The organism is Acidimicrobiia bacterium (assembly GCA_029210695.1).
GTDB lineage: Bacteria > Actinomycetota > Acidimicrobiia > Spongiisociales > JAHEDJ01 > JAHEDJ01.
This window is the reverse complement of the sequence record JARGFH010000022.1, coordinates 11,703-37,377: the sequence shown is the minus strand read 5'-3', so window position 1 is coordinate 37,377 and position 25,675 is coordinate 11,703. Positions and strand designations below refer to the sequence as shown.

Annotated in this window: 18 protein-coding genes; 2 read left to right on the top strand and 16 right to left on the bottom strand. The window is 64.6% G+C overall.

Annotation, left to right across the window (positions count from 1 at the left end):
- Positions 1 to 12 precede the first annotated feature (12 nt).
- A complete protein-coding gene (locus P1T08_08875; GenBank protein MDF1596197.1) occupies positions 13 to 1,950 on the bottom strand; it encodes an ArdC-like ssDNA-binding domain-containing protein in 1,938 nt (645 codons plus the stop codon).
- A gap of 25 nt (positions 1,951 to 1,975) precedes the next feature.
- Positions 1,976 to 2,326, bottom strand: a complete 351-nt coding sequence (locus P1T08_08870) for a hypothetical protein (protein MDF1596196.1) — start codon at positions 2,324 to 2,326, stop codon at positions 1,976 to 1,978.
- A gap of 105 nt (positions 2,327 to 2,431) precedes the next feature.
- On the opposite strand from P1T08_08870, the gene mobF reads away from it, so the two are divergent.
- Positions 2,432 to 5,533, top strand: a complete 3,102-nt coding sequence (gene mobF / locus P1T08_08865) for a MobF family relaxase (GenBank protein MDF1596195.1) — start codon at positions 2,432 to 2,434, stop codon at positions 5,531 to 5,533.
- A 154-nt stretch (positions 5,534 to 5,687) separates the two neighbouring features.
- On the opposite strand, the gene P1T08_08860 is transcribed toward mobF, so the two are convergent.
- From P1T08_08860 to P1T08_08800, 13 genes are all read right to left on the bottom strand, one after another.
- Complete coding sequence (locus P1T08_08860) at positions 5,688 to 9,092, bottom strand: helicase-related protein (GenBank protein ID MDF1596194.1); 3,405 nt, start codon at positions 9,090 to 9,092, stop codon at positions 5,688 to 5,690.
- Positions 9,089 to 13,105 (bottom strand): hypothetical protein, encoded by a 4,017-nt coding sequence (locus P1T08_08855; GenBank protein ID MDF1596193.1) that lies wholly within the window; start codon positions 13,103 to 13,105, stop codon positions 9,089 to 9,091. Before P1T08_08855 ends, P1T08_08860 begins: the two co-directional genes overlap by 4 nt.
- A 171-nt stretch (positions 13,106 to 13,276) precedes the next feature.
- The gene (locus P1T08_08850; GenBank protein MDF1596192.1) at positions 13,277 to 14,947 is read right to left on the bottom strand and encodes a type IV secretory system conjugative DNA transfer family protein; all 1,671 of its coding nucleotides are present in this window, start codon (positions 14,945 to 14,947) and stop codon (positions 13,277 to 13,279) included.
- Positions 14,944 to 15,402, bottom strand: a complete 459-nt coding sequence (locus P1T08_08845; protein MDF1596191.1) for a hypothetical protein — start codon at positions 15,400 to 15,402, stop codon at positions 14,944 to 14,946. Before P1T08_08845 ends, P1T08_08850 begins: the two co-directional genes overlap by 4 nt.
- Positions 15,399 to 15,716: a hypothetical protein gene (locus P1T08_08840; GenBank protein MDF1596190.1), complete on the bottom strand. Its 318-nt coding sequence runs from the start codon at positions 15,714 to 15,716 to the stop codon at positions 15,399 to 15,401. Before P1T08_08840 ends, P1T08_08845 begins: the two co-directional genes overlap by 4 nt.
- A 13-nt stretch (positions 15,717 to 15,729) precedes the next feature.
- Positions 15,730 to 16,920 (bottom strand): peptidoglycan DD-metalloendopeptidase family protein, encoded by a 1,191-nt coding sequence (locus tag P1T08_08835; GenBank protein MDF1596189.1) that lies wholly within the window; start codon positions 16,918 to 16,920, stop codon positions 15,730 to 15,732.
- Positions 16,917 to 18,416, bottom strand: coding sequence for a hypothetical protein (locus P1T08_08830; protein MDF1596188.1), 1,500 nt, complete (start codon positions 18,414 to 18,416; stop codon positions 16,917 to 16,919). The genes P1T08_08835 and P1T08_08830 overlap by 4 nt, the downstream gene beginning before the upstream one ends.
- Positions 18,413 to 20,911, bottom strand: a complete 2,499-nt coding sequence (locus P1T08_08825) for an ATP-binding protein (GenBank protein ID MDF1596187.1) — start codon at positions 20,909 to 20,911, stop codon at positions 18,413 to 18,415. Before P1T08_08825 ends, P1T08_08830 begins: the two co-directional genes overlap by 4 nt.
- Positions 20,904 to 21,326 (bottom strand): hypothetical protein, encoded by a 423-nt coding sequence (locus tag P1T08_08820; protein ID MDF1596186.1) that lies wholly within the window; start codon positions 21,324 to 21,326, stop codon positions 20,904 to 20,906. The genes P1T08_08825 and P1T08_08820 overlap by 8 nt, the downstream gene beginning before the upstream one ends.
- Before the next feature lie 9 nt (positions 21,327 to 21,335).
- Positions 21,336 to 21,599, bottom strand: coding sequence for a hypothetical protein (locus P1T08_08815; protein ID MDF1596185.1), 264 nt, complete (start codon positions 21,597 to 21,599; stop codon positions 21,336 to 21,338).
- 26 nt (positions 21,600 to 21,625) lie between these two features.
- The gene (locus P1T08_08810; GenBank protein MDF1596184.1) at positions 21,626 to 22,555 is read right to left on the bottom strand and encodes a conjugal transfer protein; all 930 of its coding nucleotides are present in this window, start codon (positions 22,553 to 22,555) and stop codon (positions 21,626 to 21,628) included.
- The gene (locus P1T08_08805) at positions 22,552 to 22,872 is read right to left on the bottom strand and encodes a hypothetical protein (protein ID MDF1596183.1); all 321 of its coding nucleotides are present in this window, start codon (positions 22,870 to 22,872) and stop codon (positions 22,552 to 22,554) included. The genes P1T08_08810 and P1T08_08805 overlap by 4 nt, the downstream gene beginning before the upstream one ends.
- A gap of 105 nt (positions 22,873 to 22,977) precedes the next feature.
- Positions 22,978 to 23,727, bottom strand: coding sequence for a hypothetical protein (locus P1T08_08800; GenBank protein MDF1596182.1), 750 nt, complete (start codon positions 23,725 to 23,727; stop codon positions 22,978 to 22,980).
- Positions 23,728 to 23,895: 168 nt separating this feature from the next.
- Between P1T08_08800 and P1T08_08795 the strand changes: the two genes are divergently transcribed.
- Positions 23,896 to 24,612 carry a TIGR02391 family protein gene (locus tag P1T08_08795; protein MDF1596181.1) on the top strand — a complete coding sequence of 239 codons (717 nt, stop codon included), beginning with the start codon at positions 23,896 to 23,898 and terminating at the stop codon, positions 24,610 to 24,612.
- A gap of 21 nt (positions 24,613 to 24,633) precedes the next feature.
- Here P1T08_08795 and P1T08_08790 read toward each other — a convergent pair whose 3' ends face one another.
- Entirely contained in the window at positions 24,634 to 25,449 is an 816-nt protein-coding gene (locus tag P1T08_08790; GenBank protein MDF1596180.1) for a DUF3800 domain-containing protein, read from the bottom strand.
- Positions 25,450 to 25,675 lie beyond the last annotated feature (226 nt).

The window sequence follows — 25,675 nt, the reverse complement described above, 5'->3', positions numbered from 1 at the left end:
GTGCTGGTCGAATCAGGCGATGCCTAGCGTTCGTGCTCGGCCCCTCTTGTGTGGCTGCCGCTGAAGGCTCTGCTCGAGGTAGGTGTGAATGAGCTGCTCGTCTCGACCGATGCGAGTCGCGAGGTGTGCAGTGGCCGCATGGCGTATGTCCGCATAGCCAACGGACCGGATCACCTCGGTCGCCGCGTGGATCGCCCGAGCCATGGCCTCGGGTTCCTCGAGGTTGTGGTTGGCGATGATCTGATCGATCAAGTGGTGTTCGATCGGGACAGCGGTGGTGAGTACCTGCATGAGAGCTTGTGTGTCACGTGCGAGAAGCTCCGCTGGATCGAGCCCCGGAGGAAGGTGTGCGACCGAAACCCGTATGGAGTTCTTGGCCTGGTCGAGGACACCTGCACGCTCGACTGCTAATACGCCGGCCTGATCTCCGTCGAAGAGGAGAGTCACGTTGGCGGTTATCCGGCTGAGCGTCTCCAGGTGCTCCGGAGTGAGGGCTGTGCCGGCCGTTGCCACGACGTTGGTGATCCCCGCTTGGTGGGCGGCGATGGCATCGGTGTAGCCCTCAACGACGACTGCGTTGCCGGTCTCGACGATGGGCTGGCGGGCGAGGTGGAAGCCGTAGAGCAAGGACCGCTTCTGGTACAGGTCGGTCTCGGGAGTGTTGAGATACTTAGGCCCGTCTCCGGTGAGGAGCCGTCCGGCGAAGCCTCTTGGTTCACCGTGCTCATCATGGATGGGAAAGATCACTCGATTGCGCATCCGGTCGTAGACGCGCGCGTACCGAGATCGGCCGGCAACGCCGGCCCCGAGGAGTAGGTCATCGCTGAAGCCTTGCTTGCGGAGCGCCGTGGTCAACGCCTGCCATGAGTCGGGTGCATAGCCCAGCTGCCACAGATCGATCGCCTCCGTGTCGATGCCACGGCCGCCGAGACACTCGACTGCCGCCGCCCCGGCTGGCTCGTGGAGTTGGCGTTGGTAAAACGCCGTGGCGGCGTTGACGGCCGCCTCGAGGTCCGATCGGGCGGTAGGCGCTGGTGTCCGCTGTGGAGACTCCCGATCCCGTACTTCCATCCGGGAACCGGACGAAACCGCCTCACGGCCGAGTTGGCGTTCCTGCTCGATCTGGGCGAGCACCTGGCGAGCACAACCGATCACCCGGTTGGCGGTGGCGGCCACCTTGGTGAGGTCGCCTCCGCTCCACGACGCCACATATCCGAGGCTATAGCCAGCACTGTCGATCCCCAAACCGGCACAGACCATGTACGCGACGGACTCGGCCTCAACCTCGACGATGCCCCGACACGAAGGCCGACCGTCGGAGTTCGGCTCGTGCAGCCGGATGTGGGCGAGTTCGTGAACTGCTGTCTTGAACCGCTGGGCGCCGGGCAGGCTGGCACGCACAACCACGTCTCGTCGCTTCCAGTCGGTGATGCCGTTGGCTTCACCGAGCCGCTCGATGTCGGCGACCTGGAGGTCGAAACCGGATTCGGTGATGAGCCCACGAACTTGCTCCCAGTGAGAGGGGAGATCGCCTTCGACGAGCGTGATCGGCACCTCGGGGAGGGGGTCGCCGTCGGTCTGGGCGATGTCGAAGACGTGGACGACTCGGAACCCGACGACCCGGCGCTCTTCCTCCTCTCCGTTGTCGGGTGTGACCTTGCGGATGACCGGGGCAAGGATCTGGAGTCCCCGCTCACCCTTGCGGACGTGGCGGCCGAGTTTCTGCCAAGCCCGATAGCCGGCAACCCGGCTCAGCGTAGACCCGCGAGCGATCGACTGGGCCCAGATCAAGCGGGTGTTGGCGAACGAGTAGTCGTGGAAGCGGGCCGCGACCGACAGCGCCCGCTGCCAATCCTCCGAGGTGACGAGTTCCTGCAGCGAGTCCTGGAGCTGCTGGTGGAGTCGATCCACCGCATCGTCTCCGCTGGTCTTTCGTTCTGCTGTTTCCACGCTTCGATAGTGCAGCCCAACCCTTTCACCAGAGTGTCAGCAACCCTCTCACCAGAGTGTTCGTAGCCCTTTCAAGAACCCTCCAATCGGGTCCGTGCGCCGCCGGCCGACGTTGCTGGCTCGGAATCCGAAGGAACCAGGGCGTTTCTGGATGTGCCGGCGGAGCAGCGCTCAGTTGCCGTTTCTTGGCCGCGGCGGCCCCCAACGCCAGATCCCCGTCATCGACGGAGTGAGATTCGGCAAGATTGTCCTCGTCGGACAGGGCAAATGGCATTCTGCTGAAAGGGTCCTCCTCCACGATTAGCCCTATGAGCCAGATCGAGAAGACGAACCCGATGCCAACCACCGAGTACTCCCAGACCGCCGCCGCCGACACCTCACTGCACCCTGTCAGCCGTCGCCGACTGAACCCCCCTCAGCACCACACGCACCTGCAACAAGTTGCCCGGGCTCTCACGGCGAGCCGTTTTGGAGGGTCCGAATGCTGAGTCTCGCCAAGGCCCGCAAGGACTACTACCTTCGCAAGACGAGCGAGATCTCGCCCCGCGAGGACTACTACCTGCGAGGCGGAAATGCCACCGGTCGCTGGCACGGCACCGGCGCCGCCGAACAAGGCCTGACGGGAACCGTGTCGGCCGAGGGCCTGGTCCGACTGTTCGACGGTCAGCACCCCGCGACGGGGGAGCAGCTCGGGCGGCAGCTTCGCAAGGACGGGGTCGCGGCGTGGGATCTGACGTTCTCGGCGGACAAGTCGGTGTCGCTGCTGTGGGCGTTCGGGGACGATGAGGTCCGCAGGCACGTCGTCGAGGCGTTCGAGGAAGCCACCGCCGAGGCGGTCGCCTACCTGGAGTCGGTCGCTTCCTCGACCCGGGGAGCATCCCGGGTGCCCGTCACCGATCGCGGAGGCAAGCCGATCCTCGATCACGATGGGACGACCCGCTTTCGAGTGGAAACCTGGCCGATTCGGACCACCGGGTACCTGGCCGCGTGGTTCACCGAGTTCACCAGCCGCAGCGACGACCCCCAGCTCCACACCCACGTCGTCGTAGGCAACCGGGTCGAGGGTGTCGACGGCGTCTGGCGGGCCATCGATGGACGACTCTTGTACCGTCACCAACTCGACGCCGGATACCTCCACGAAGCGGAACTGCGCAGTCGGCTCAGCGAACGACTCGGTGTTCGCTGGCAGCCCGTCCGCAACGGGATGGCCGACATCGAAGGCTTCACCCGCGACCAGATCACGGCCTTCTCCCAGCGACGCCAGGAAATCGAGGAGTGGCGGGACTCGCACGGCTTCGCCGACACCCCAGCTGCCAACGAAACCGCCACCCTGGCAACTCGCACACCCAAGCAAGAACACCCGGTCGATGCTCTAATGCCCTCGTGGCTCGATCGCGGCGCCGACGTCGGGCTGACCCCAGCCTCGGTGGCCGCGTTCCTTGAGCAAGGGCGCGAGGTCGAAATGCCTGAGCCCGAACCGGTATTCGATCGTATGGCATCGGCCGAGGGGCTCACCGCCCAGGCATCCACCTTTGGGCGAGCGGACGTGATCGCCGCCGCCGCAGAGGCTTTGCCTGAAGGAGGACGACGAGCCCAGATCGAGGGCCTCGCCGACACCTTCCTGCACCGTGCTGAAGTGATCCCGATCCTCCCGAGTCATTTAGCGACGGACCCACTGGGTGACCTGTCGATCAACCTTGAGCCCGCCGAACTCGACCGACTCCTCGAACTCGTCAACTCGGCGAACGCTCCCATCATGCGACGCGCGAACGGCGACACCTTTCCCGGACTGGTCAACGAACGCCGCTACACCACCGCCGAACTCCTAACCATCGAACAGCGAATCATCGACCGCGCCCAGAACGGAATCGCAGCCCAACGGTGGATTGTCCCTGAGGCGCGTGTCGATGCCGTTCTCGCGACTCAACAGAACCTCACCGATGGGCAGCGGGCGATGGTCCGTCAGTTCGCCAATTCCGGAAACGCTATCGACATCGGCGTTGGAGCGGCCGGGACCGGCAAGACGACCGTCATGGCCACCATCGAGGAACTCGCCACCGAAACTGGAACCCCCGTCATTGGAACGGCGCTGGCCGCCCGAGCCGCCGCCGGATTCGAAACCGCCACCGGCATCCCCTCAGCCACCATCACCCGCTTCCTATGGGAAACCAAAGCATCCGGTGGCCTCCCAACCGGTGCCATCGTTGTCGTCGACGAGGCAGGCATGGTCGGCAGCCGCCACCTCGCCGAGGTCTCCGACCTGGTCGAATCAGCATCCGGGAAACTCATCCTGATCGGCGACCACCGCCAACTCGCCGAGATCGACGCCGGCGGCCTGTTCGCCGCGCTCACGGCTCGCCTCCCCGCCATCGAGCTGACCGAGAACGTCCGACAGGACCAGGAATGGGAGCGAACCGCACTGGCGGAACTCCGCCATGGTTCGATCTCCCGGGCGGTAGCCATGTACGACCGGCGCGGACTGATCAACGTTGCCGCCACCCCCGATGACCCCATCACCCAAGCCGTCGCCGCCTGGCACCGCGACGTCCAAGACACCGGTGGCCCCGCCCAAGTGCTACTCATTGGGCACCGCAACACCACCGTCGACCAGCTCAACCAGCAGGCTCGCGCCCGCATCGCTGAATCCGGATTGCTCCACGGACCGACGGTGAACGCTGGCGACCGCCAGTTCCAGACTGGAGACAGAGCCGTGTGCCTCAAGAACCGCCCCAAGCTGGGTGTGCTCAACGGCGACCTCGCCACCGTCACCGGAATCGACACCGAACGGCGCACGATCACGCTCAGACTCGACCGCAACGACAAGATTGTGACCGTCCCACATTGGTACATCGACGAAGGCAACCTCGACTGGGGCTACGCCCTCACGGGCCACAAGGCCCAAGGCGCAACCGCCCGGCGTGCCCACACGGTCGCTGGGGACGGCGTCGACCGAGAATGGATCTACGTCACCATGAGCCGAGGCCGCGAAGCCAACACGCTCTACCTCACCGATCCAGACCTCAACGAGAGCGAATGCACGCACCTGACCCACCAACACCCCGAGCGGCTGCCCACCCTCATCACGGCCCTAGGCCGGACGGCCACGGAGCCGGCGGCTTCTGACACCGGACGGGGACCCCGGACCCTCACCGACCGACAACTGAACGAGCGCGTGGCGGCCCTGGAAGTACAACTTGATTCCAGACGAGTCACCGAGTCCGTCGAAGGTCGGGACGAACTTCTTGCTGAATACATCGCCCTCCACCAGGAGACACGGGCCCGACATCGAGACCGGCTCGACGCCATCGCGTACGAGCCACCTGGATGGATCGTCGATGTCATCGGCGAGCGGCCCGCCGACCCCGATCGACGCGCAGCGTGGGAGCGGATCGTCGATCGAGTGGTTTACATCCGAACCCATCTTGATGTCCCCGACGATGCCCGCAATCTCTTGGGTCCTCAGCCTCCCAGTTGGGACGTTGTCAGACGAGCATCATGGATGGTCGCCCGCCGGAGCATTGAAGAAGATGTCCGAGAACTGAACGGTTCAAACAGTCGAGGCCTTGACGCAATCGCTCGCTGATCTGATTCGAAGGCGCTCAGTCGCTCGAGGTGATCCGCCTGCGGAAACCCGTCAATTGCTGCCGGGGGGATGTGCTCGGCCTGCCCTCGAGGTTCAAGGGGCGGCGAGGATGTCGAGTACCGCTGCCTCGATGCGCCCCAGCGGATCGCGGTCGTCATAACCGACGATCGTTACCTGGAGGTTCTCCGGTGGTCTCCGAGGGGACGATCGCTTGCCAGCAGACCAGGTGGATGTCATCGGCGATGATCACCGGGAGCGGCTCCACTGGTGGGGCCGGTTCGAGACCCTGCTCCTCTACCGCTTGTGCGATGGCTACCGCTGCTTGGCGGGGATCCTCGGATGAGCGCATCGCCGCCCGGATCACCCGCTGGATGCGATTCCCGTACGGCGCCTCCAGGGTATCAACCAGCCGGTCAACCTCGTCTTGGGTGAGTCCAGCCGGCGGGTAGTCGCGAATCAGCTGGGCGGCGTCCCGCATTGTTTTCGGGACGGACGGTTGCAGGTTGGCCGGGTCGGTCGCAAGCGTCCATTCGTCGAGGATGTGCTGTCGGGCGGCCGCCCAAGCATCGTAGGCGGTCCGGTGGGTGTCGTCGCTGAGCACTCTGTCGCTGTCGACGCCGGCGTGGGCATGGGCGAGACAGGTGAGCGTGTCGGCGACAATGTCCGTTTCGCCGGTGTCTGTCATTTCGACGTACCGGTAGAGAGGTTCGGGGTGGTCGCCGACCCGGGCACAGAACACGAACCCTGGGCTGGCGCCGGCCCGGACCATGCCGCTGCCGGACCCCCACGGGAGAGCCTTGATCAGCCGGGCAGTGTCGGGGTCAGCTAGTCCCTGGCGGAGTTCCTGACGGTACTCCTCGCCCGAGTAGGCGTGTCCACCCTCACCTCCAGTTTCGAACAGGGTGGTTTCCTCCCGGCGAAGCCGTTCGATCTCCTCGCGGGTCTCGGCAAAGACCCGGTCGCTTGTCTCCGAACCGGGCAGCACCTCGCCCTCGACCCCAATGGTGCGTGCCGCTTGGGTGATCTTGTTGTGCAGTCGCTCCTCCAAACCCAGGAGCCCGTCCAACTGCTGGTCGGGGAAGAAACAGCGGACGTACACCCGGTCATGGAGGGAGCCGATCCGGTCGATCCGCCCGTGGCGCTGCACCATCCGCATCGGGTTCCAGGGCAGGTCGAAGTTGATGATGTGGCGGGCTTGCTGCAGGTTGACGCCCTCGGCGAGCACATCGGTGGAGACTAGGACGTCGAAACGGTCCTGGTTCAAGCCCTCCGGTGCTTCGCTGGACACTGGGGCGAACCCAAACAGCACCTCGCTCCTATCGCCCGCGGAACCGGTGATCTGCGCCAGTCGATCCCTGTAAGGTGTCAGGTCGGGTTCGGTGGCGAAGACGTCCTCGAGGTAGTCGGTGATCCACCTGGCGGTATCAGCGAAATAGGAGAACACCAGCACCTTTCGCCGGTTGCGTGCATCCTCCTCGCCGATCTTTTCATCCTCTGCCTGGGTGAGGATCTCCCGCATCTCCTCGACCAAAGCGGTGAGTTTCGGGTCCCGGTCCCAGGTGACCGTCTCCGCCTGGCCGGCGAAGTCGAGCAGTAACTTCCGGTCAGCCTTGACGGCAGCGCGGAGAGTATCGGTGTCGTAGAGATCAGCGTCGTCGAGGTCGCCATGTTCCTCTAGGTATGCGTCCAGTTCGTCGGTGTCGGCCTTCAGCCATTCGGCTAACGCTTCCCCGGTCGCTACCTTCCCGACGCCGAGAAGATCCAAGAAACCATCGTGGCTTCCGGCCATCCGGCGGCAAGTCTTGGCGAAAGCGTGAGCGGACGACTCGAACCGTTTCAACAGCCCTGACCGCAGCAGACCACCAAGTGGGATTTCAGAGGACCGCCTGCGCCGCACCTCGACACCTTGCTCGGTATCGGCATCAAGGAGATCATCGAGGTTCCGCAAGAAACGGGTCGGGCTGTACCGGGCGAGATGCAGGACCGGTTCACCCTGCACCGAGGCGTGATCGTCGCGGCCACAATCGGGTTCATCACAGTCGAGAGCATGAGCGAACCTTTCGAAGAACCCCGGCAGCACGTCATCGAGGTTATAGGTCACCTTGTGCACGACCGGTTTCGGGAACGTGATCTGCACCTGGATGCCGTCGAGGGTGATGGAGTCGTTCGGGTAGTAGCGCTTCACGAAGTGGCGGGTCCGGCGCACTGCCACCGCGTCCAGGACATCGAACAGCCGGTCGGGGGTCAGGTCGTCGGGGTCTTCCGCCATCGCCTGAGCGAAATGGTCTCGAAGGCTCCGGATCCCCGTGTCGGCGAACGCTGCGTCGTTCTTCACGAAGTAGTTGAGCAGGTAGTAAAGGTCCCACAGGCTGTTGTTCACCGGGGTGGCTGTCAACAGGACCAGCTCCTTGGGTGGGGTTCCCCCCAACAGTTTCCGCAGCACCTCGGCACGGAGCGTTTCCGGGTTGCGGTAGGCGTGCGATTCGTCGATCACGACCATCGCATAGTCGTTTAAGCCGAAAGCCAAGCCTGACCCGGCACCTTGGGGATTGAGTCTTGGGTCCTCGGAGAGTTCTTCATAGGACTTGATCTCCACTCCGAGCTGGTGGGTGAGCAGGAACTTCCTCCACATCCCGTCCCGTAGCGCCGCCGGCGCCACCAACAGCACCCGCTGCCTGCGATCGATCACCGCTTCTCGGATCAGCTCCCCGGCGATGAACGATTTGCCCAACCCGACTCCGTCGGCGACCAGCACCCCGGTGTACCGGTCGAGGATCCGCCGGGCACGCCACACACCGTCCCGCTGGAACTCTGTCAGATGGATACCCGTGCCGGCGTCGCGGGCCTCGTCCTCGATCTCCCGACCGTACCGCTCGTACAGCATCCGCAAATAGATCAGGTAAGGGTTGTGGGGTTCGAACCGGGCGTCATAGATTTCGGCGAGGTCGAACGGGACTGCATCCTTCCACAGCTCCTCGTACCACTCCCGCACCTGCTTGACCACGTGCGGCTGATAGTGGCCCAAGTTCAACTCGAGGTTCTTGGCCAACCCGGCGTAAGTGAAGTTCGATGATCCGGCCACAACACCCTCATCATCGGTGGTGACCAGGAACGCCTTCCCGTGCAGGAAGCCCTCCTCGAAACGGCGCACCTCGACCCGGCCCGAACGCAACCACTCGATCAGCCTTTTTGCGCCAGCATCCGCTTCGATCTCAAACCCGAGCAGATCCCGGTCCTGTTCGATCTCCCGCTCATGACCAACCAGAGCGTTGCGGAGACGAGCCCGCTCCGCTCGTTGCGGGGGGGTCTTCGGGTCCAGGTTGCGGATACGCCACTCACGCGCATCCGGCTCCGCCCCCAACAACAACCGCACTTCACCGACCCTCTCCAACTCGTTGGCAATCAGACCGAATCCACCCGAGTTGAAGTAGGCAGTTGCGACCGCCACCTCGAACGGTTTCGCCCACGTCTCCAGCAAGTAGCCGAGATGACTACGCAGCGCATCGGCCACCATCTCATCCGAACGGTTGGTCGCGAACTCGGGCTTTGCTTTGCTCATCGCCATCTCTTGATAAACGACTCGACGAGATCCCTAGGGGGGTGAGCAACGTCACCCTCTTCCGTCCAGACCAGAGCCTTGTGTCCCTCTTCGAGTCCGTATTCGAGGAAGGCAATTGCATCGAGTTCTGCGTAGGCGCTGGTGACGTCGGTGCCTGGATCATGCGCAATGCTTGTCCATTCACCCCAGTCGTGAGCTTCGGTGATGGCGAGACCCGCAGCAATGCCGATGAACCTATCAACACGCTCGCTTCTCCTCAGAAGCGGTACAGGAACCGAATTGAGGATGAAATAGTTGAGGTTGAGCACGATGCGGAGGTGCCCGAACCAGTCACAGACGGACGAATTGAGCATTCCCAGGACATACGCCTGCTCAGTCACCCCACCACGGGGGAAAAGGAGGTAAGGGGCTGCGTTGGTGAGGAGGTGCCGCGGAGGCACGAGCGCCGCCCACATCTTCCTTGGGTTGGAAGCGTGGATGATCGCCCGATATGCAATCCTCGGATTCCGTGCTGGCAGCGACTTGGGATTGGCCGCCCACTCCGGCGCCATTTCCGAGAAAGGTGATCTTTGGTGTCGGGCTAATCGCATCCGTTGCCGCTGGAGATCCTCGGCGATAGCGTTGAAATCGCCGTGGGCAAAAGCGCCAGTCTCCCGCGCGAACCTATGTCTCTCGATGTTTAGGTGGTTGTAGATCTCATCCCCAGCATCGGAGAACCAACGCTCATCGTTGGTTACGTGCAACTCCGTGTGTGGTCGCGCTCGGAAGTCGGGTCTGTCGGGCTGACCGAACGCCGGGTGTTCGAGCAAGGCGCCGAGTAGCTCCACCTCGGCTCTTGACTCCACGGCCGGAACACATATCAAGGGGTCGATAAGCGCCAGACGATCGACCCGGAGGACCCCACCGGGAAGCCGTCTCGCCTCGAGCAATTCATCGACTGATGCGTGAGTGCCTCTTATCGTCAGGTCGCCATCAGCGAACCCCTTGACGAATTCCACCAACGCAATCGGATAGCCCGGATTCACATCAGTGAAGAGCCATTCATTCTGATTCCTGCAGAGGTCGATTGTCGTGTGGGACCGCGGGAGCACCGTCCTGCGCCAAGGTGCTGAGCCCTTCGTCGCGAGAATGCTCTTCGGAAGAACGACCCCAACGAAGCCATCCTCGTGCGACAGTTGCCAGAATCTCCAGGCAAAAGCCTTGTAGAGGTCCGGATCACCTTCCGACATACCGTCATACGGTCCGGCGAGGAGGGCGTGGCGCACAGCGTCGGACTCGGCGAGCTGAGTCTCGTATTCGGCTACCAGATCCGGTCGCTGTGCCCTGTTCAACCTGATCTGGCTCTTCTGGAGGGTCTTCGCCATACCCTTCAGGCCCGGGAAGTGGAGGTTCCAGAACGCCAGTTCCTCCGTCTTGACTTCCTCCCAAGGCGGATTCCCAACAATGCAGTCGAAGCCAGGGCGTCCCCGCGAAAATACCTCCGGAAACGCTATCGGGAAATGTAGCGCTCCGAGTTGGCTGGCTAGGCCCACGGCCTCCTTCAGCTGCGGATGTGCCAGCGTTTCATCTGACACATCCTCGAATCTCGGAATGGCACCGATTCGGACGGCGATGAGCAAATCGAATAGCTTTCGTGCAGGTTCCACAGCCTCCGTTGCCTGGTCATGCGCTGCTCGGGCATCCCGTATCTCGCGGGCAGTGGCATCGCTGATTCGCCCCAGCCGACTTAGGGCGTCCTCTGCACGCTCTAGCCACCCTTCGATCTGGCTGCGTAACAGGGAGGGTGTTCCGGTCCTGCCCGTTTCCGGGACGAGGATGTCGAGCGCCTCGTCGATCGTGCCGATCCCGGTGAGGCTGTTCCCCTGCACGAGGTTGTGATCCAAGAAACTAAGTGGCAGCCCTGGCACGAACGTGTGGATCCACATTCCCAACCGAGCCAACTCGACGGCGATCAGATTGAGGTCCACCCCGTAGATGCACCGTCGGGCCACCTGACGTCTAAGCAGGCTGGCCTGTTCAATCTCGTAGGCGTCGGCCAGGTCAGGACCAAGGTTCTCGAAGGCGGCGGCCCGGATGCGCTCGAGTTCATTGACCACTCCCGGGATCGGATGTTCGGCGAGGAACGAGGAGAGACGTGCTTCGATGTGGTCGACGGCTGCAACCAGGAAGTGCCCGGAACCCATAGCGATGTCGGCGCAGCGGAAATCGAAGAAGGCGTCGGCGGCCTTATGCTCCTCACCGGCGTCAGTGAGTTCACGCAGTCGCTTGAGATGATCGTCGAGGGCAGGCTCTAGGGCGTGCTCGAGGAGATGCTCAACGGCGAAGGGTTTGGTGAAGTAGCTTCCGGTGGCCTTGCGGGCGCCAGATCGGTTGTGCAGGTAGATTTCTCCCTCAACAACCACCACTTCGTCACGGTCCCCGGCAGGTACATACGCGCCATCACTCGCCACCGTCAGGTTGGACGGCGCTACGGAGAGGTTGGACTCCAGCAGACCTTCATAGATGGTTCCGAACTCCCGGACCGAAAGCGACCGGAAGTCGACCGGTCCGTGCACGTCCTCGTCCGTACGGTCCACTAAAAGGGCGAGCAAAGCCGGGCCGATCTCGGCGTTCGTGAGGCTCAACTCGGCGAGACGAGCACCAACCTGGCTGATATCTGGGTCGGAGGAGAACATCCCCCCGTTGTAGGCGGGGACCGCCCAGTCCCGATTGCCCTGATCGACCGCTTTGGAGAGGCTGCGGATCTGGTCCCCCATGTCGGTGGCGGCGGGGTCGAAGTCGGTGTGATCCTGGTTGACCCGGTCCGCCAGACCGGCAGCCAGGGTCTTGAGGGCGTTGCGCTGGTACAGCCCATTCGACCGGTAAGGGAGCAGGTCCTTGTCCTCTGCGTAGGCAACGAACAGCAGCCGGAACAGGATCACCATTGCCAGTTCGTACAGGTCGGCGAGATCCTGCTCGGTGACAGTCGAGCCATTGGCCTTGTGGTGGGCAGCTACCACGCGGGCCAAATGCGGCACCACCTGGTTGTAGACGCGGTCCCGAAGCCGCTCCCCAAGCCCTGAGGCAAACCGTTGGGACTCCTCGAGGATCTGCTCGAAACTCCCCTCGGGGCGGAGAGCATCGGCGCCGAACAGCAACGGCAGGTAGCCGGCCAGGTCATCGGGTAAGAGCGCCAGGTTGGCTTCGATGAACGTCTCCGCCCGGCCTTTGCGACCTACCCCGGTGTGCTTGCGGGCGGCATACACCCGGATCTGGCTGCCCCTGGTCAACACCACATAGGGGAGCGACTCTGCATCGGCCTGGGCGAGGGCGTGAGAGATCGGGCTGGTTCCACCGAACCGCGGGGCGGCACCTTCGGGCGTTTCGTTCTCGTCGAGGAAGATCGCCACGGCGGTCTTGGCGCCGTTGTCCTCTAACCGCAACACCGACGTAGCAGCGCCCAATTGGTCGATGATGAACCCGAGCGACCGGATCAGGTCCTGACCTCGTTTATTCAAAGCCGTCTGACCGGTCTTGGTCATCGCTGCCCAGTCGGGGCGGGTCGGTACCCCATCCTTCAGTTGGTGGGTGGCGAACATCCCAGCGTTGCGGATACCCGCCAGATCCGAGTCCGATTCGGGAAGGACTTCGTGCAGGAACCGGATCGCAGCGTTACGGTTTGGCTCGGCTAGGGCCGACGTCGCGATCCGTTCTGCCTGGCCTGGATCCCGGTCGTCCTGGACCGGTGGGTTGTCACCGGTCGGCCCACACATCGCGGCTCGCAGCCCGTGCGCCCCTTGATAGAGGACGATCAGCAGCAGGGGAGCGGCGCGGTTGTCCTTGCGACGTTTCCAGAGTTGACGGACATCGCTCACATTGGGGCGGGTGGGCGCGGTGGCCACGGCGACTTCGAGCGGGTGGGCGCCTTTGCCAAGGAACAGGTCGCACGCTTGGAATGATCCGCGGCCTACTTCGGGGAGCTGCCAGGGGATAGGCCCCGGCTGATCGATCAGGAAACTGCCAGTATTACGCATACGATCGACGCTTGAGCCTGTGACGTGCCATCGCAACGAACCTTAGTGTCGCTGGGCCACGATTCCTGGCCGGCTTCTACCGAACTTGTACCGGACGGGGTACTACTCGATGCCATTTCGCGGGCCGCGGTGGCACGCCTCGAGCCGTCGTTCATCGGACCGTGCATCCCGCTATGAGAATGCTTGTGACCGCAGCGCTCGATCCTCGTACCACGGCCTGAGCCTGACTCGCACGGGGTGGAAGTTGCCGTAGACGAGGACTCCGGTTCCGGTGTCTGCACGTCGGAGTTCGGACGCGGGGGCGAGGGGTCGGTGGCGGACCGACTTGGTGATGCTTTCTCGTCCGTCGGGGCTGCGGCTTCGGGTCTCTTCGACTGCGGCCTCGTCGCCGATGAGGCGGCTGAAGTAGTCGAGGGTGGGCGTGTCGGATACGCCGGCGAGGACGACTTTGGCGCGGTGGTTGTTGATGACGGTCTGGGCGAAGGTGCCGTAGCGGGCCTGGATCTGGGCGAAGTCCTGCCAGACCGTGACTAGTTGGATGCCAACGCCGCGGGCGGTGGAGGCGATTTGGGCGAGGTCGGGGAGGGGGGCGATGTTGGCGGCTTCGTCGATCACAAGAAGGAGTGGCTTGGTGGGCCGGTCGGCTGGTCGGTTGGCCCGGTCGTAGATGCGGGCGACGGTCTGTTCGATGAGTGCGGTGAAGAGGGGGCGGAGTCGGGCTTGCTCGTGGAGGGGTCCGCAGATGTAGAGGGTGTGGTTGCCGCCGTCGAGGAGCCGGTCGGGGTCGATGGCTGGCTGGCGGGTGGTGGTCGCGAGCACGCCGGGGTCGGCGAAGGCGGCGAGAACGGTTTCGGCGGTTGTGTACGCCGAGGAGCGGGTGCGGTCTTCTCGACCGATGGAAGCGGCGAACGCTTGGATAGCATCGAGCTCCTGGGCTTGTTGGAGGGCGCGGAGGGGTTCTTCTTCGTCTTGAAGGTCGACCCAACGCATGACGTCGGTCATGGCCGCTCCGGATTGGGCGGCGGCAAACAGGAGCGGGGCAAGGAGTTTTTGGGCGACGGCGTACCAGAAGTCGGAGTCTTGGAGTCCGCCTCGTTCTCCTGCTCGGGCGGTGGAGGCGAGCCAGGCGGCCATACGGAGAGCCCCCTGCCAGTCTGATGCGCTGTGCAGTGGTGACCATCCGGCGGAGGGTTCGGCGGTGGAGCCGACGGGGTCGAAGACGTAGGTGTCGCCGATCGTGCGGCGGTGGTTGATGGTGTGTTCGAGGAGGTCGCCTTTGACGGAGGTGGCGATGACGGGTCCGTCCCATTCGAGGAGGGCGGGGATGGCGAATCCGGTGGTCTTTCCGGTGCCGGCCGGGCCGATGACGGCGACGGAGTGTTGGGCTTCGGTGGCGATGAGTCTTCGCTGGACGGTGCCGAGTGTGAGACGTCCCGGGTGGGGGCGGCGGACGAGGAGGGGTTTGAGGTCTCGGGGTTTGGCCCATCGGGCTGACTCGCCATCTGACGAGTTCCGATGCCGGTCGTGCCAGCGGTAGCCGATCGCACCGACGGCAATCAGAACCGCCACGAGGAAGATGAGCGTGCCGTAGTAGGGGAGGGGCCCCGGGAGAACGTGTGCAGCCGCAGGTGGCCAAGCTTCGCTAGGAATGGCCGGACTGGCGACGAGTTTCCAGAGGATCAGTGGGCTCTCGGAGAGGGGAACTTGCGGCCAGGTGCCGGTCCAGAGGCGGGCGGCGACCTGGCCGGCGGCCCACACCATCAGGCAGGCGGCCACCAGGGCGCCGGTGACGATGGTGAGGACCTTCTCACCGTCAGGACTGTTCGCTGCCGGGTGGGTCATCGTTCGATGCCCCGTTGCCGTGCCGTCCGGTGTCGATGGTTGGGTTCGGTGATGAGGGTGCGCAGGAGTGGGGCTTGGCAGGCACCACACCGGCAGGCTCGCGGGGTGGGTTGGGTCCATCCGTCGGGCCAGTAGGGGATGGTGGTGGCACACGGAGTGCAGAGGGCGTGGCTGCCGAGCAGTGGGATGAGGGTGTAGTCACCGTCGACGGGGATCCGGCTGTTGCACAGGTCGCAGATCCACAGGCTGTTGTCGTCGGGGACGCTGGTGATGATGACCACCCCGAGTCGTTCCATCTCGGCCCGGAGACCGGCTTCGGCGGCGACTCTGCGCCGGTAGGCCTCGCGGTGTGCGGCGGGCCGGACGACGAACCGCAGGTCGTCACGGCACGACTCACACAACCCCTGCGTGGTGAGGCTAGTTTCGGAGTCGCAGCTCACACATGCGTCGGTCACCTTTCCATCCCCTGCGCGACGGTTCGTTGCCGGTGTGGCCGGTTGACGATCTCGGCGAAGAGGAGGAGTCCCGCTACTCGATCGTCGGCATCGAGTTGGTCCCATTGGTCGAGGACTGTCTGGGCGAACCCACCGAGGGGATGTGAGTTGTCGTTGAGGACGTGGGCGATGCTCCTTCGCTCTTCTTCGTCGAGTTGGAGGGAAACATCGGAGTGGCAATCGTCGGAGTTGGTCAGGGCGGCGAAGGCTGCTCCAATCCGCCGCTTGTTAAGAATTTCGGTCGGGTCGACCGGCTGAGGTTGGACGGGTGGCATGTGGTTGTTCCTTTCAGTGCGTGCAGCCGCTGGTGGGTGCGGTGGCGGGGTTGAGCCCGATCCCGTTCCACCAGGCCTCGAGCGGCTGTTGAGGGCAGAGCAGGGCACCGTCGGGGTTGCGGATCTGGAAGTGGAGGTGTGGGGCTTCGGAGTTGCCGGTGTTGCCCGACGTCATGATCAGCTGTCCGGCTGTCACCTCGGCTCCGGGCTCGACGTTGACTTGGGTGCCGTGGCAGTAGGTGTAGCGGTGGTTGTCGAGACCGGTGATGGTGACACCCCGCCCGCACTTGCAGGTGTGGCATGGCTCGTAGACGTTGCTGACGGTGCCGGGGTGGGCGGCGTAGACGGGGGTGCCTTCGGGTACGCCGAGGTCGGAGGCGGGGTAGTCGTGGTGACTCCTGCGTATCTGGTCGACCGTGACCGATTCGACTGGGAGGGGGAAGGCGTATAGCCCGTCGGCGGTGATGGCACCTTGGGCGAACTGGAACGACCGGTAATAGTCGATCCACCCGGAGACGGTGGCGACGTACTCGGCCGAGTTGTTGTAGCCGTGTATCGCCGCTTCGAGGTCGGTGGGGTTGGTGTAGTCGCCGGGCGCGGTGAGACAGAGGTGGGCGACGGAGCCGAGGGCGGCGTCGAACACGTTCTGCGGGTCGGCCGTGCCGTCCTTGTTGGCGTCCTGTCCGAAGGCACGCCACGATCCGGGGAGGAATTGTGCAGGCCCGACCGCCCGGTCCCAAATCGGGTCGCCGTCGAGGAGGCCACCGTCGGAGTCGGGGACGATGGCGGTGCCGGGCTGTGAGCCGTCAAGGGTGATCCCATAGAGGGGCGGGGTCACTTGCCCGTCGGAGCCGACGCTACGTCCACCAGTGGTGGCGTGGCCGGATTCGACCACCCAGATGCCGGCGATGATCGGCCAATCCACCACACAGCCGGCGGCGATGCTCGGTGCGTTTGTTTCGGCGGCGACGTAGGCGGAGAACACCACCGGCGGGATGCCGAGCGCTCCGCTAGCGGCGGCCGCAGGGCTGTGGGCGACCACCGCCGCGACCCCAAGCATCACAATGAGGAGGACGAGGCCGAGTGGTGCGGTCACCATCCCGACGGTGACGACGACCCGCCAGAGCACCGAACCGCTTCTCTGCTCGGCGAGCTTCTTCTTGGCGACATGGGCGGCGGCGCGGGCGACGAGATGCCAGCTCACGCCGAGGTCCTCCGCGGAACCTGCTGCCAGGCTGCCGCCGTCAGGGCGGGCACCGCTTGGGGTTTCTTGCGGGGCAAGGCGGGAAGGTCGGTCGTGGCCTCGCGGACGGTGTGGGTGACGCCGAGTCCGGTGAGCCCTCCCGCCTGGTAGGGGCGAATCCAGGCCGCCCCGTGGGAGCCTCCGACCTGGCCGCCTTCGAGGCGACCGAGCGTGGAATCGGCGAACCGGGAGGCGATGTCGAGGAGTTGACGGCGGCCGATCGTCATCACGGCCATGAAGAAGATCACCAGCAGGAACCGTGTCCACATGCCGCCCGCCACGCCGAGGAGCCCATTGAGGCCGGTGATTAGCAGGGCGAGGAAGACACCCATCACGATCACGAGAGCAACCACCCGCACGAGGGCGGCCACCCAATGCCAGAGGAGGCTGCGCCCCGCACCGGGGAACAGCCCGGCGTAGAGAGCGACGGGGAGGAGGGCGATCAGGAACAGGGCCAGGCCCTTAGCGACCACCAGGGTGAAGGCGGTGACCACGAACAGGGCGAGGGCCGCTGCAGCGACGACCAGGTAGAGCAAAGCTCCGACGAGGCGCCCGACCGTGGCGTCGGCGTTGAACCCGGCCTCAGCGTCGCATCCAGCAGCTTGCATCAGCTGTCGGGGGGTGTCGTCGAAGCCGTGAGGTCCGGAAACCAACGCCTGGTTGCGGGCGTCCGCACATGAACTCGTTTGGAGTGGCTTTCCCCAGTTGATGGTGTCGTAGGGGTCACGAACGAACCCGGCCATCAACGCCCCGCTCACCCCATCGGACACATTGGCATCTCGGTCGGTGTCGGCGGCGAGCGAGACAATCTCGGCCGAGATCCCACCGGCAGTTCGCATCGCGCCAGTTACCGCTCCCCCGAAGCCGGGTCCGGTAGTGACGTGGACGAGCACGGCGAACACGATCAGGGTGAGGGCGAACTCCCCGGCCCCGGCACCGACCTTTCCCCGCAGGAACTGCCAACCCATGTAGAGGGCGGAGACGACCAGTCCCAGGTGCGACAGTCGCATCGGCCCCAGCACCCGACCATCCAACAGGTCGGCGACAGCGGTGGCGGCGTCGGTTAGCGCTCCTTCGATGACGAACCCGGTGGCGGCCTCAAGCAACCAGATGGCGAGGGCGACCAGCATCTTGGCGATCGAGAAGACCAGGTCGGTGGCCGTGCCGATCGTCACGCACCCGATGTCGCCGATGAACCCGTCGTTGTCGCAGCCGATGTCGTAACGGCCGATCCCGACAATCCCCTGACTGTCGTCGGTCGGGTAGTCGGTGGGCGGATACAACTCCTCACCCAACTCGACGCCGGGGGTAGGTTCACCGGTCTGGGCGTGGGCCGGGGGCGCCCAGACCACTGCCGTGATGGCGAGGACAGCGAGGAGCCATGCGACGATCCACCCCCACCCGTCCAAAGCCGGCGCCTGGCGACGGCGCTCCGCCGTGTCTTGGTGATGGCTCACGGTGCCGTCCCGCCGGCGACGAGCCCCGAATCGTGATCGTGGCTGAGGGAGGGCCACGGTCCAACCGCCACCCGGCTGGCGCCGGGGGTCGTGGAAAAGGCGTTGGCAACGTCGGGGTCGTCGGGTACAGCGATGCGGACCAGCCCAAGACGCCCAGAGGGGTCCCGCATGAGACACTCGCCGGTACCGAGCGATGCGATCGTCTCGACGTTGTCGTCCCGGCCGTCCGAACCGAGGAAGCGGAGAGCGTCGGCAGCGGTCCCGGGGGACTGGCGGAACACGACCCGGTAACCCAACAGCGTGTCGACGTCCTCGGTGCCGCTTTCGGCGGTGAGGTCGGTGGCGAGTTGGCTGAACGCCCACACCGCGGCGAAGTGCTTGCGGCCGTCACGGATCAGGTCCATCACCAGCCCGTGACCCTGAGCACTCGCAGTCAAGGCGTGAGCCTCGTCCAACAGCAGAGCCGCAAACCGGCGGACGTCTCGGAACAGTACCCGGCGGGAGAAGGCGGCGACCAAGTACAAGATGGCCTGGCCGAGGAGTTCCTCAGGGAGCTGATCGTCCCGCGACACCCCGCGGCGGGGGAGGCGCAGACCGGGGATGTGGAAGCACACGTAGTCACCGTCGAGGTCGACAGCCGGTCCCGGGTCCCCGAACACCAACCGGCCGTAGGAGATCTCGGAGAGGGCCCGCAACTTGTCAGCCACCTCACCACCCGGTCCGTCGGATGCTTCGAGGTCGTCGATCACATCACGCAGTCGGGCGGGTTGACCGGTCTGTGCGGCCCGTTCCAAGGTGTGTTGGGCGGCCCGGTAGCAATGAGTGCCGGCGGTCGAGCCTGGTGGGGTGGCGGTGAGGAGGGTGATGAACCCGACCCCGTAACGGAGTCGCAGTTCGTCGGTGTCGAACACCCGGAACGGGTCCAGACCCACGGCCGCATCGGCCGAGATCTCCACCACATGGACGGTGCCCCCCATCACCTCGGCGAGCCGACCGTATTCGCCCTGCTCGGTACGGTCGATAGCGACCACCTGGCCGCCCATCGCCACCGTGTTGTAGGCGAGAGTCTTGGCAAGGAAGCTCTTGCCGGCTCCGAGTTCACCGATGGCAGCAAGCGACCCGGACCGGTTGAGATCTCGGGGGCCATGGGCAGGATCCAGGAAGACGGGACGGGGAAGAAGCCCGTCGAGGGAGAAACCGAGGAGCATGCCGCCGGGGTCGCCGACACCCGAGCCGGCGAACGGCATCGCCGAAGCGAGACCGTCGGGCAACAGGTCCTGGGCGTACTCCCGTACCACCGGCAAGACTGGTGCTCCGGGGAGCATGGCGGTGAAACACGCCAGCTGGGCGCCGGTGGGCCGATAGAAGTTGAACTCGGCCGCCCGGAACCCGGATTCGAACACGGCCACCCGCCGCTCCACCTCCGACAGGTTCCGATGGGCGACGGCGACGATGGTGGTCGCCCGCAGCGCCGGGAGCGCCGGATTCGATTCGAGCCGGGCCCGATGCTCGTCGACCGCATCGGTGGCGGCGGTGAGGGTGGTGGCCGGGCCGGCCGGGTCGCCACCCGGTTCGGCGAGTTGGCCGACCAGGTTCCGCTTCGCCCGCAATGCTCGGCGGCGGGCCGCCTGATTGTCGATTCTCTCAATGCGGACGGCCCAGTCGAGGGGGAAGGGGAGCTGATCGTCCAGATGCCACAGCCACTCCCCGGACCCATACGGGAACGTCCAGGCCGCTGGGATTTCAGCCAGACAGGAGAAGGCTTGATAGCCGGTCCCGTAGTCGGGATGTTCGACGGTGAGGTACCGCCAATGCGACAGCCGATCCGGATCGGTCCGGCGGCCACCCTCGAAGTAGACGGCATCACGATCCAACCTGACCACCGACGGATGATCCGCGCTGTTGTCATTCGGGAGGGGCGGGTCGAGGAGGCCCCGCAGCACCGCTCGCTGGTAGAGCCAGTGCACCTGGCCGGCGTCGAGCGGCCGGAGACGGAGATGCTGTGACAGCTGATCCGCCAGAGAACCCGCCTGCGAAATCGCCACTGCAACTCGACCACGCCCCACGACCTGTGGAGGTATCCCAAATGCACAGCCGAGCTCTGATGCCGCCGCCCGGAGCCGATCCACCATGCGGCGCCTGCCGCTCGTGTCGGGGAGTTGAACGGCAAGAAACCAGCGGCGCTCATACACCGACTCCGAGGCCAGCCGACTCGCCGTGCGACGCGCCGTGCCCGCCCAGCCAGGCGCAGCGTCTTCGCCACGGATCCGCTGTTCAAGCTCATCGCGGGAGAGGTTGCGGCCGATCGACAGGATCAGCGAATGGGTCGGGAGACCGAGGAGAGCGGCGGTGGTGCGAGCACGCACCTCCCGGGCATCACGAACCGACCGATGCGGATATGGGAACGATTCCACCTCGAAGCACGCCCACACGGCCCCATCGGCGCCCCACACCAGATGACCGGTGACGCCCCGCACCGGAAGCGGATTACCCATCCGCCCGCCTCCCCAGACCCAACGGGGCGGGCACCATCACGACGCCGACTTGGTTGCCGCGGGTCGGTCGTGCCAGCGTGACGGGCGTCCCATTGCGGACTCCGTGTCTGCACCCAGGCGACAGAATCACCATGGCCAGTCCGGCAGCGACCAGGAACGGGGAGCGACCCTCGATCCTCCAATGCCTCACCGCCCACCCCGACCCGGCAATCAACAACGTGAACACGGCCAGGTTCCCGACCGCCCCGAGGTGCGCCCACACAGGTCGGGTCGCCAACAGCAGCCCGCTCATCCCAGCGACCGCCCCCAACTGCGAAGCCGAAAGAGCCCACGGGAGCCGCCAACCGGCAACGTGGCCGATAATCACCGGGTGACGGAGAGCCTGGGTGTACGAGTGATAGACGTCGAAGTCCATCGCCGCCACCTACAGCGACCCGTCGATCGTCACGACGACTGTGTGAGCGGGCGGGGCGAGGGCGCCGACGTCCTCAGCCACCTTGTTCTGTAGCCAGTCGGTGGCGTTGATAGCGAACAGGACAATGGCGGCCAGGATGATCACCCCGATCACCGCCGACACGGTCCGCTTCACCAGCCACGACCACAAGATCATGCCGATAGCGACCAACACCGCCGCCCCGATCGCCAGATTGGTCAAGTTCCCAACCACGGTCTCTGCTGTCTCAATCATTTGTTCCTTCCTCTCACTGGATTCGTTCAACTGCCTTCTTGGAGCGTTGCCAGGGGTGGTGCCGGCAAGAGCTCAGATACCTCCCACCGCCCGTCCCGCTGTTCGACTACGAGGGCGTATTCGAGAATCTGGGCCCGGCCGGCGATATCAGTCGCCCGAACAACCACCGCCACCTCGGACAGGCCGCCCGACGCTTCGGCCATCCCGGCCTCGAGGATCTCGACACTCAAAAATGGCGCTGGCTGGATCGGAACGATGGGCGAGGACGGGGAGGTGTACCGGGCCAGCTCGCCATCCCCGGCTAGGAAGGCAGCCAGGAAGCGCGACAGCATCTCCTCCAGACCTGGTGTCGCATCGAGTCCGTCAAGGCGATCAATCAGCAGGTCCGGGACAGTGACGCGGGCGGGTGCCGGAATCAATGTGGGTAAGCCGGTGACTGCCCACCCAGTTGGCGTCTCGGCCACACCAACCGAGTAGAAACGGGTGCCTGCCGGAACCCACACGGGCTGCCCGTCGGCATCGCTTCCGGCGCCAACAACCTCCGCAGCCACCCTCACCGCGTAGTAGCCAGGGGAGACCTCCGAGGCGCCGAGGCTCGTCGTCCTCGTCGCCGACCACGATCCGCTCTCAACTCCATCCAACGAAACGTTGTCCAGGAAGGGACCGAGCGAATCGGTTGAATTCTCTCCGGCACCGAGGTAGGCGGCGATGAAGAGCTCGGCGAAACCCTCAGCTCCAGCGGTGTCGGGAGCCGGCTCCGCTTCAGCCCGCCCATCCACGACGTCGATTCGCTTGCTGAGTGACGACACCTGCGCTGCAACGAGGAGGGCTGCGACCGGACCCGACAGCACTAGCAGCCATAGGGCGAAATACAGGATTCGGATGGTCAGCGCCGGGGTGAAGCTTCGCCGAGAGTGCCGGTCTCCGGTGTACACCTCGTTACCTTGGGTAGTCATCGGATCCCTCTCGACCGATCGGTCACACGGCGTCGTCGGATGTGTTGGGAAGCCATCTGACGGCGCAACGCCTCGACTCGGGCGTCCTCGGCTCGCCAGTAGCCGTCCTCGAAGAAGCCCACCACCCGGCCGGCCAGTTCACGGGACGGCAGCATCCCGCCAGTACTCAGGAGATCGTCGAGCAGATCACACCAGATGCCCCAGCCGGCTCGGATCTGACCGTCCAGCTCGACCTCGGTCAGCGCGCGGGCGTCACCGTCCGGCGGGGTGACGCTTCGTCCGAGTTTCCGGTCGGGTTGCTGTGAAAGAGCTTGCATGTTTCCTCCATTCGGTCGGTGGTCGGGGTCGGACTTCATGGCCTATCGCTGGCATAAGGGGCGGGCGAAGGAGCGGGACGCGACACACTCTCGGTCTTGATGTGGTCATCGAGCCAGGGTCAGGGCTTGGCGAACGCGACACTCGGCACGCAGTCGCCGCTGTCGCAGCGTCTGGGGATCGACGTTGTCAGCGGCGGCCAGTTCATCGACCGAAACCCCGGCGACCCGGGTCATCACTACAAGGCGAGCCGCATCCTCCCGAACCCGCCCCCGCTGTCGAACCCACTCGACGAGTTGCTCAACCTCCTGCTCTTCGGACGGGCCGTCGGTGCTCTCCTCGCCAACATCGAGGTGCCTGTAGTCGTCGACGAACACCACCGGTTCCGACCGAGTACGGACCGCTGCGCGCAGGACTCGGCGCCTCGTGTTCACGTAGATCCGAAAACTCGGTGGCGTTCCTGCCGGCTCGGTAGCGCACCAGGAGATGGCGTCCAACGCCGTCGCCACGACCCGGGCAGCTCGTTCTTCGACATCCCAGCCGCGGATTCCGTTGATAAGGCTCTTCAAACCCGGAAGTACCACCTGGAGCGCGACTCGTTTGGCCAGTCCGTCGTCGGTGGCTCGTACGAGAAGAGCGGCCAGGATCTCATCCCTCTCGGCCCAACCCTGAGCATCTCGCCTCTGAGCGGCGGCGACGAGCTGGTCACCGTCATCGAACGACAGCCGGTCATCGTCGATTTCCCATGCCCCAAGTCGATCTCGCAACCAGCGCGAGTGGGACAGGATCCGCCACTCCGCATCAAGCCGACGAATCAGTTCAGTGTCCGCCGCTCTCGCTGGGGGTCTCGGCCCCACAGGCCGCTCCTCTCGTGCACTTCACGAGAGCTAGATTCCGCGCCGACCCTGTCAGCAGAGTGTCAGCAGCCCTGTCAACTGAGTGACACCGCAGGATGAAGGTCATTGATCGGATAGCCCGGCAATCGCCGCGCAATCACCCTTCCGGGGCAGGTAGCTTGGGGCTGGATGAGCGAACTTACGACCCTCGCGGACGATCAGCTGTGTTCCTTGTCGATCGATCGGTTGGGTCTGGTGGTGTTGGCGCATCTAGAGGAGACTGGCGAGTGGCACTCGGGCAACTTTGTCAAGGGTGCTGCACAACGTGGCGTCAGCGTGCCAGCCCAGCGTTGCCTTGTGGAAGCGGTCAACTGGCTCGTCGCCAAGGGGTTGATTGCCCGCGGCACTCCGGGTCAGTCGGGGAGCGAGGCAGTATTCGTCACGCGACTCGGTCAGTCCGTTCTCGAAGAAGGTCTCCGTCGTGTCAACGCAGCAGAGCGGCTCCACGAGGACTTGCACCACCTGTTGACAAAAGTTCGATCACAGTTCCTTCTGGGGGAGTACGAGCTCGCAGCCTTCGCTGCCATGCGCGAGGTGGAGATCCGGGTCCGGGAGCTGGCCGACGCGGACTCGGCGCTCATCGGCGTGAAGTTGATGCGCGAAGCCTTCAAGAACGATGGTGGTCCACTCAGCGACCCCAATCTGGATCCGGGGGAACGGGTTGGTGTTATGGAGTTGTTCGCTGGAGCTATTGGTACGTTCAAGAACCCGCCGAGCCATCGCCAAGTCGACTACACCGACCCGATCGAGGCTTCCGAGGTCGTGTTCCTCGCTGACCTGCTCATGCGGCTACTCGATCGTGCGGAATCGAGGTTGGCGTTGGGAGTTGCAGAGACTCCGGAGTAGTGCCAATACAACTGGCCCGAGCTACCCGATAGCGCGGAGACTTGCAGGAGCCAGGTCGACGTACCATCTTGCAGGGTCGTTCTTCGGTTTCTTCGGCCAGCGGTGTGCGGCCGGGAGCAGTCTGCTGCTCAAGGTTTTGACCCATCCGGATACCTTGTCACGCTCGCCCTGGAAGTCTTCATCGTGGCCATAGTCCAAGAGCTCTGAGTATCTCTTGAACAGGAACGCGAAAAGGTCGGCGACCTGCACGAGTCCTACGTGATGTGATTGGGCATAGAAAGCCGTATCAATGATTTGGTCAAGGGCCTCGTTCTTCGCAGAACGGTCGTAGTAGGTGTCGGACCACGCTGGCGGTTCGTAGAGCAGCTGAGCTAGGGCGTCCGTCTTCTGCTTGTTCTCATCAAAGACGAGAAAAGTGCTGCCCTTGTTCTTCTTCTTGCCCTGGTGCGCTCGCTGAACTTGGAGGGCGACGTGAAGCGCAGCGGCGCCCCAACGGTCTAGGCCTTGATCGTGGAGGGGTGATCCCTCGAATCGGGTGTAGTCCAGCGCAGCCAATGCGATGTCATGTTTCCTTTCGCAGAGCCAATCGCAGAAGTCGCCGATCGCCTGGTGCCGGAGTTGTCCATCGACCCCATCCCAGCGCCTTTTCCCCCGATAGAGCTCGGTCGACTTCAACTCCCGAATCGTCCCATCCGGCAGGCCTTCCAAACGCTCGTAGATCGCGCGGAACTCGGATCGAGTCCTGTGAATGCGAGCTGCGTCGGCGATGATCCCGACCATCACGACGGCCGGGCTCTTGCCATCTGTGCCGGTCTCATCGACGTAGCAGAGCTTCACGTTCGTCCTTCTCGTTGGATCGTGAGCCGAGGGAGTTGGCTCGAATGCAACGCGCAACAGTCATCTTGGCAGGCCTCGCGATCGTCGTCAGTCTTGTGGTAGCTGCCTGACAGATCAGGCAGGTGGGCGCTATCGGGCTGGTCGGCGCCGATGGACGCGACCTGAGCGTCAGGCGCTCGAGATTGAACGGGCTCGCGCAATGCGAGCAGAAGGTCACCCAAGCCTG

Bases quoted from the DNA above. Each gene is read 5' to 3' on its own strand.
- mobF (MDF1596195.1), top strand. From the start codon at position 2,432: ATGCTGAGTCTCGCCAAGGCCCGCAAGGACTACTACCTTCGCAAGACG.
- P1T08_08815 (MDF1596185.1), bottom strand. From the start codon at position 21,599: ATGATTGAGACAGCAGAGACCGTGGTTGGGAACTTGACCAATCTGGCG.
- P1T08_08805 (MDF1596183.1), bottom strand. From the start codon at position 22,872: ATGCAAGCTCTTTCACAGCAACCCGACCGGAAACTCGGACGAAGCGTC.
- P1T08_08825 (MDF1596187.1), bottom strand. From the start codon at position 20,911: ATGGGTAATCCGCTTCCGGTGCGGGGCGTCACCGGTCATCTGGTGTGG.
- P1T08_08840 (MDF1596190.1), bottom strand. From the start codon at position 15,716: ATGCCACCCGTCCAACCTCAGCCGGTCGACCCGACCGAAATTCTTAAC.
- P1T08_08850 (MDF1596192.1), bottom strand. From the start codon at position 14,947: ATGACCCACCCGGCAGCGAACAGTCCTGACGGTGAGAAGGTCCTCACC.
- P1T08_08820 (MDF1596186.1), bottom strand. From the start codon at position 21,326: ATGGACTTCGACGTCTATCACTCGTACACCCAGGCTCTCCGTCACCCG.
- P1T08_08855 (MDF1596193.1), bottom strand. From the start codon at position 13,105: ATGCGTAATACTGGCAGTTTCCTGATCGATCAGCCGGGGCCTATCCCC.
- P1T08_08860 (MDF1596194.1), bottom strand. From the start codon at position 9,092: ATGAGCAAAGCAAAGCCCGAGTTCGCGACCAACCGTTCGGATGAGATG.
- P1T08_08795 (MDF1596181.1), top strand. From the start codon at position 23,896: ATGAGCGAACTTACGACCCTCGCGGACGATCAGCTGTGTTCCTTGTCG.
- P1T08_08810 (MDF1596184.1), bottom strand. From the start codon at position 22,555: ATGACTACCCAAGGTAACGAGGTGTACACCGGAGACCGGCACTCTCGG.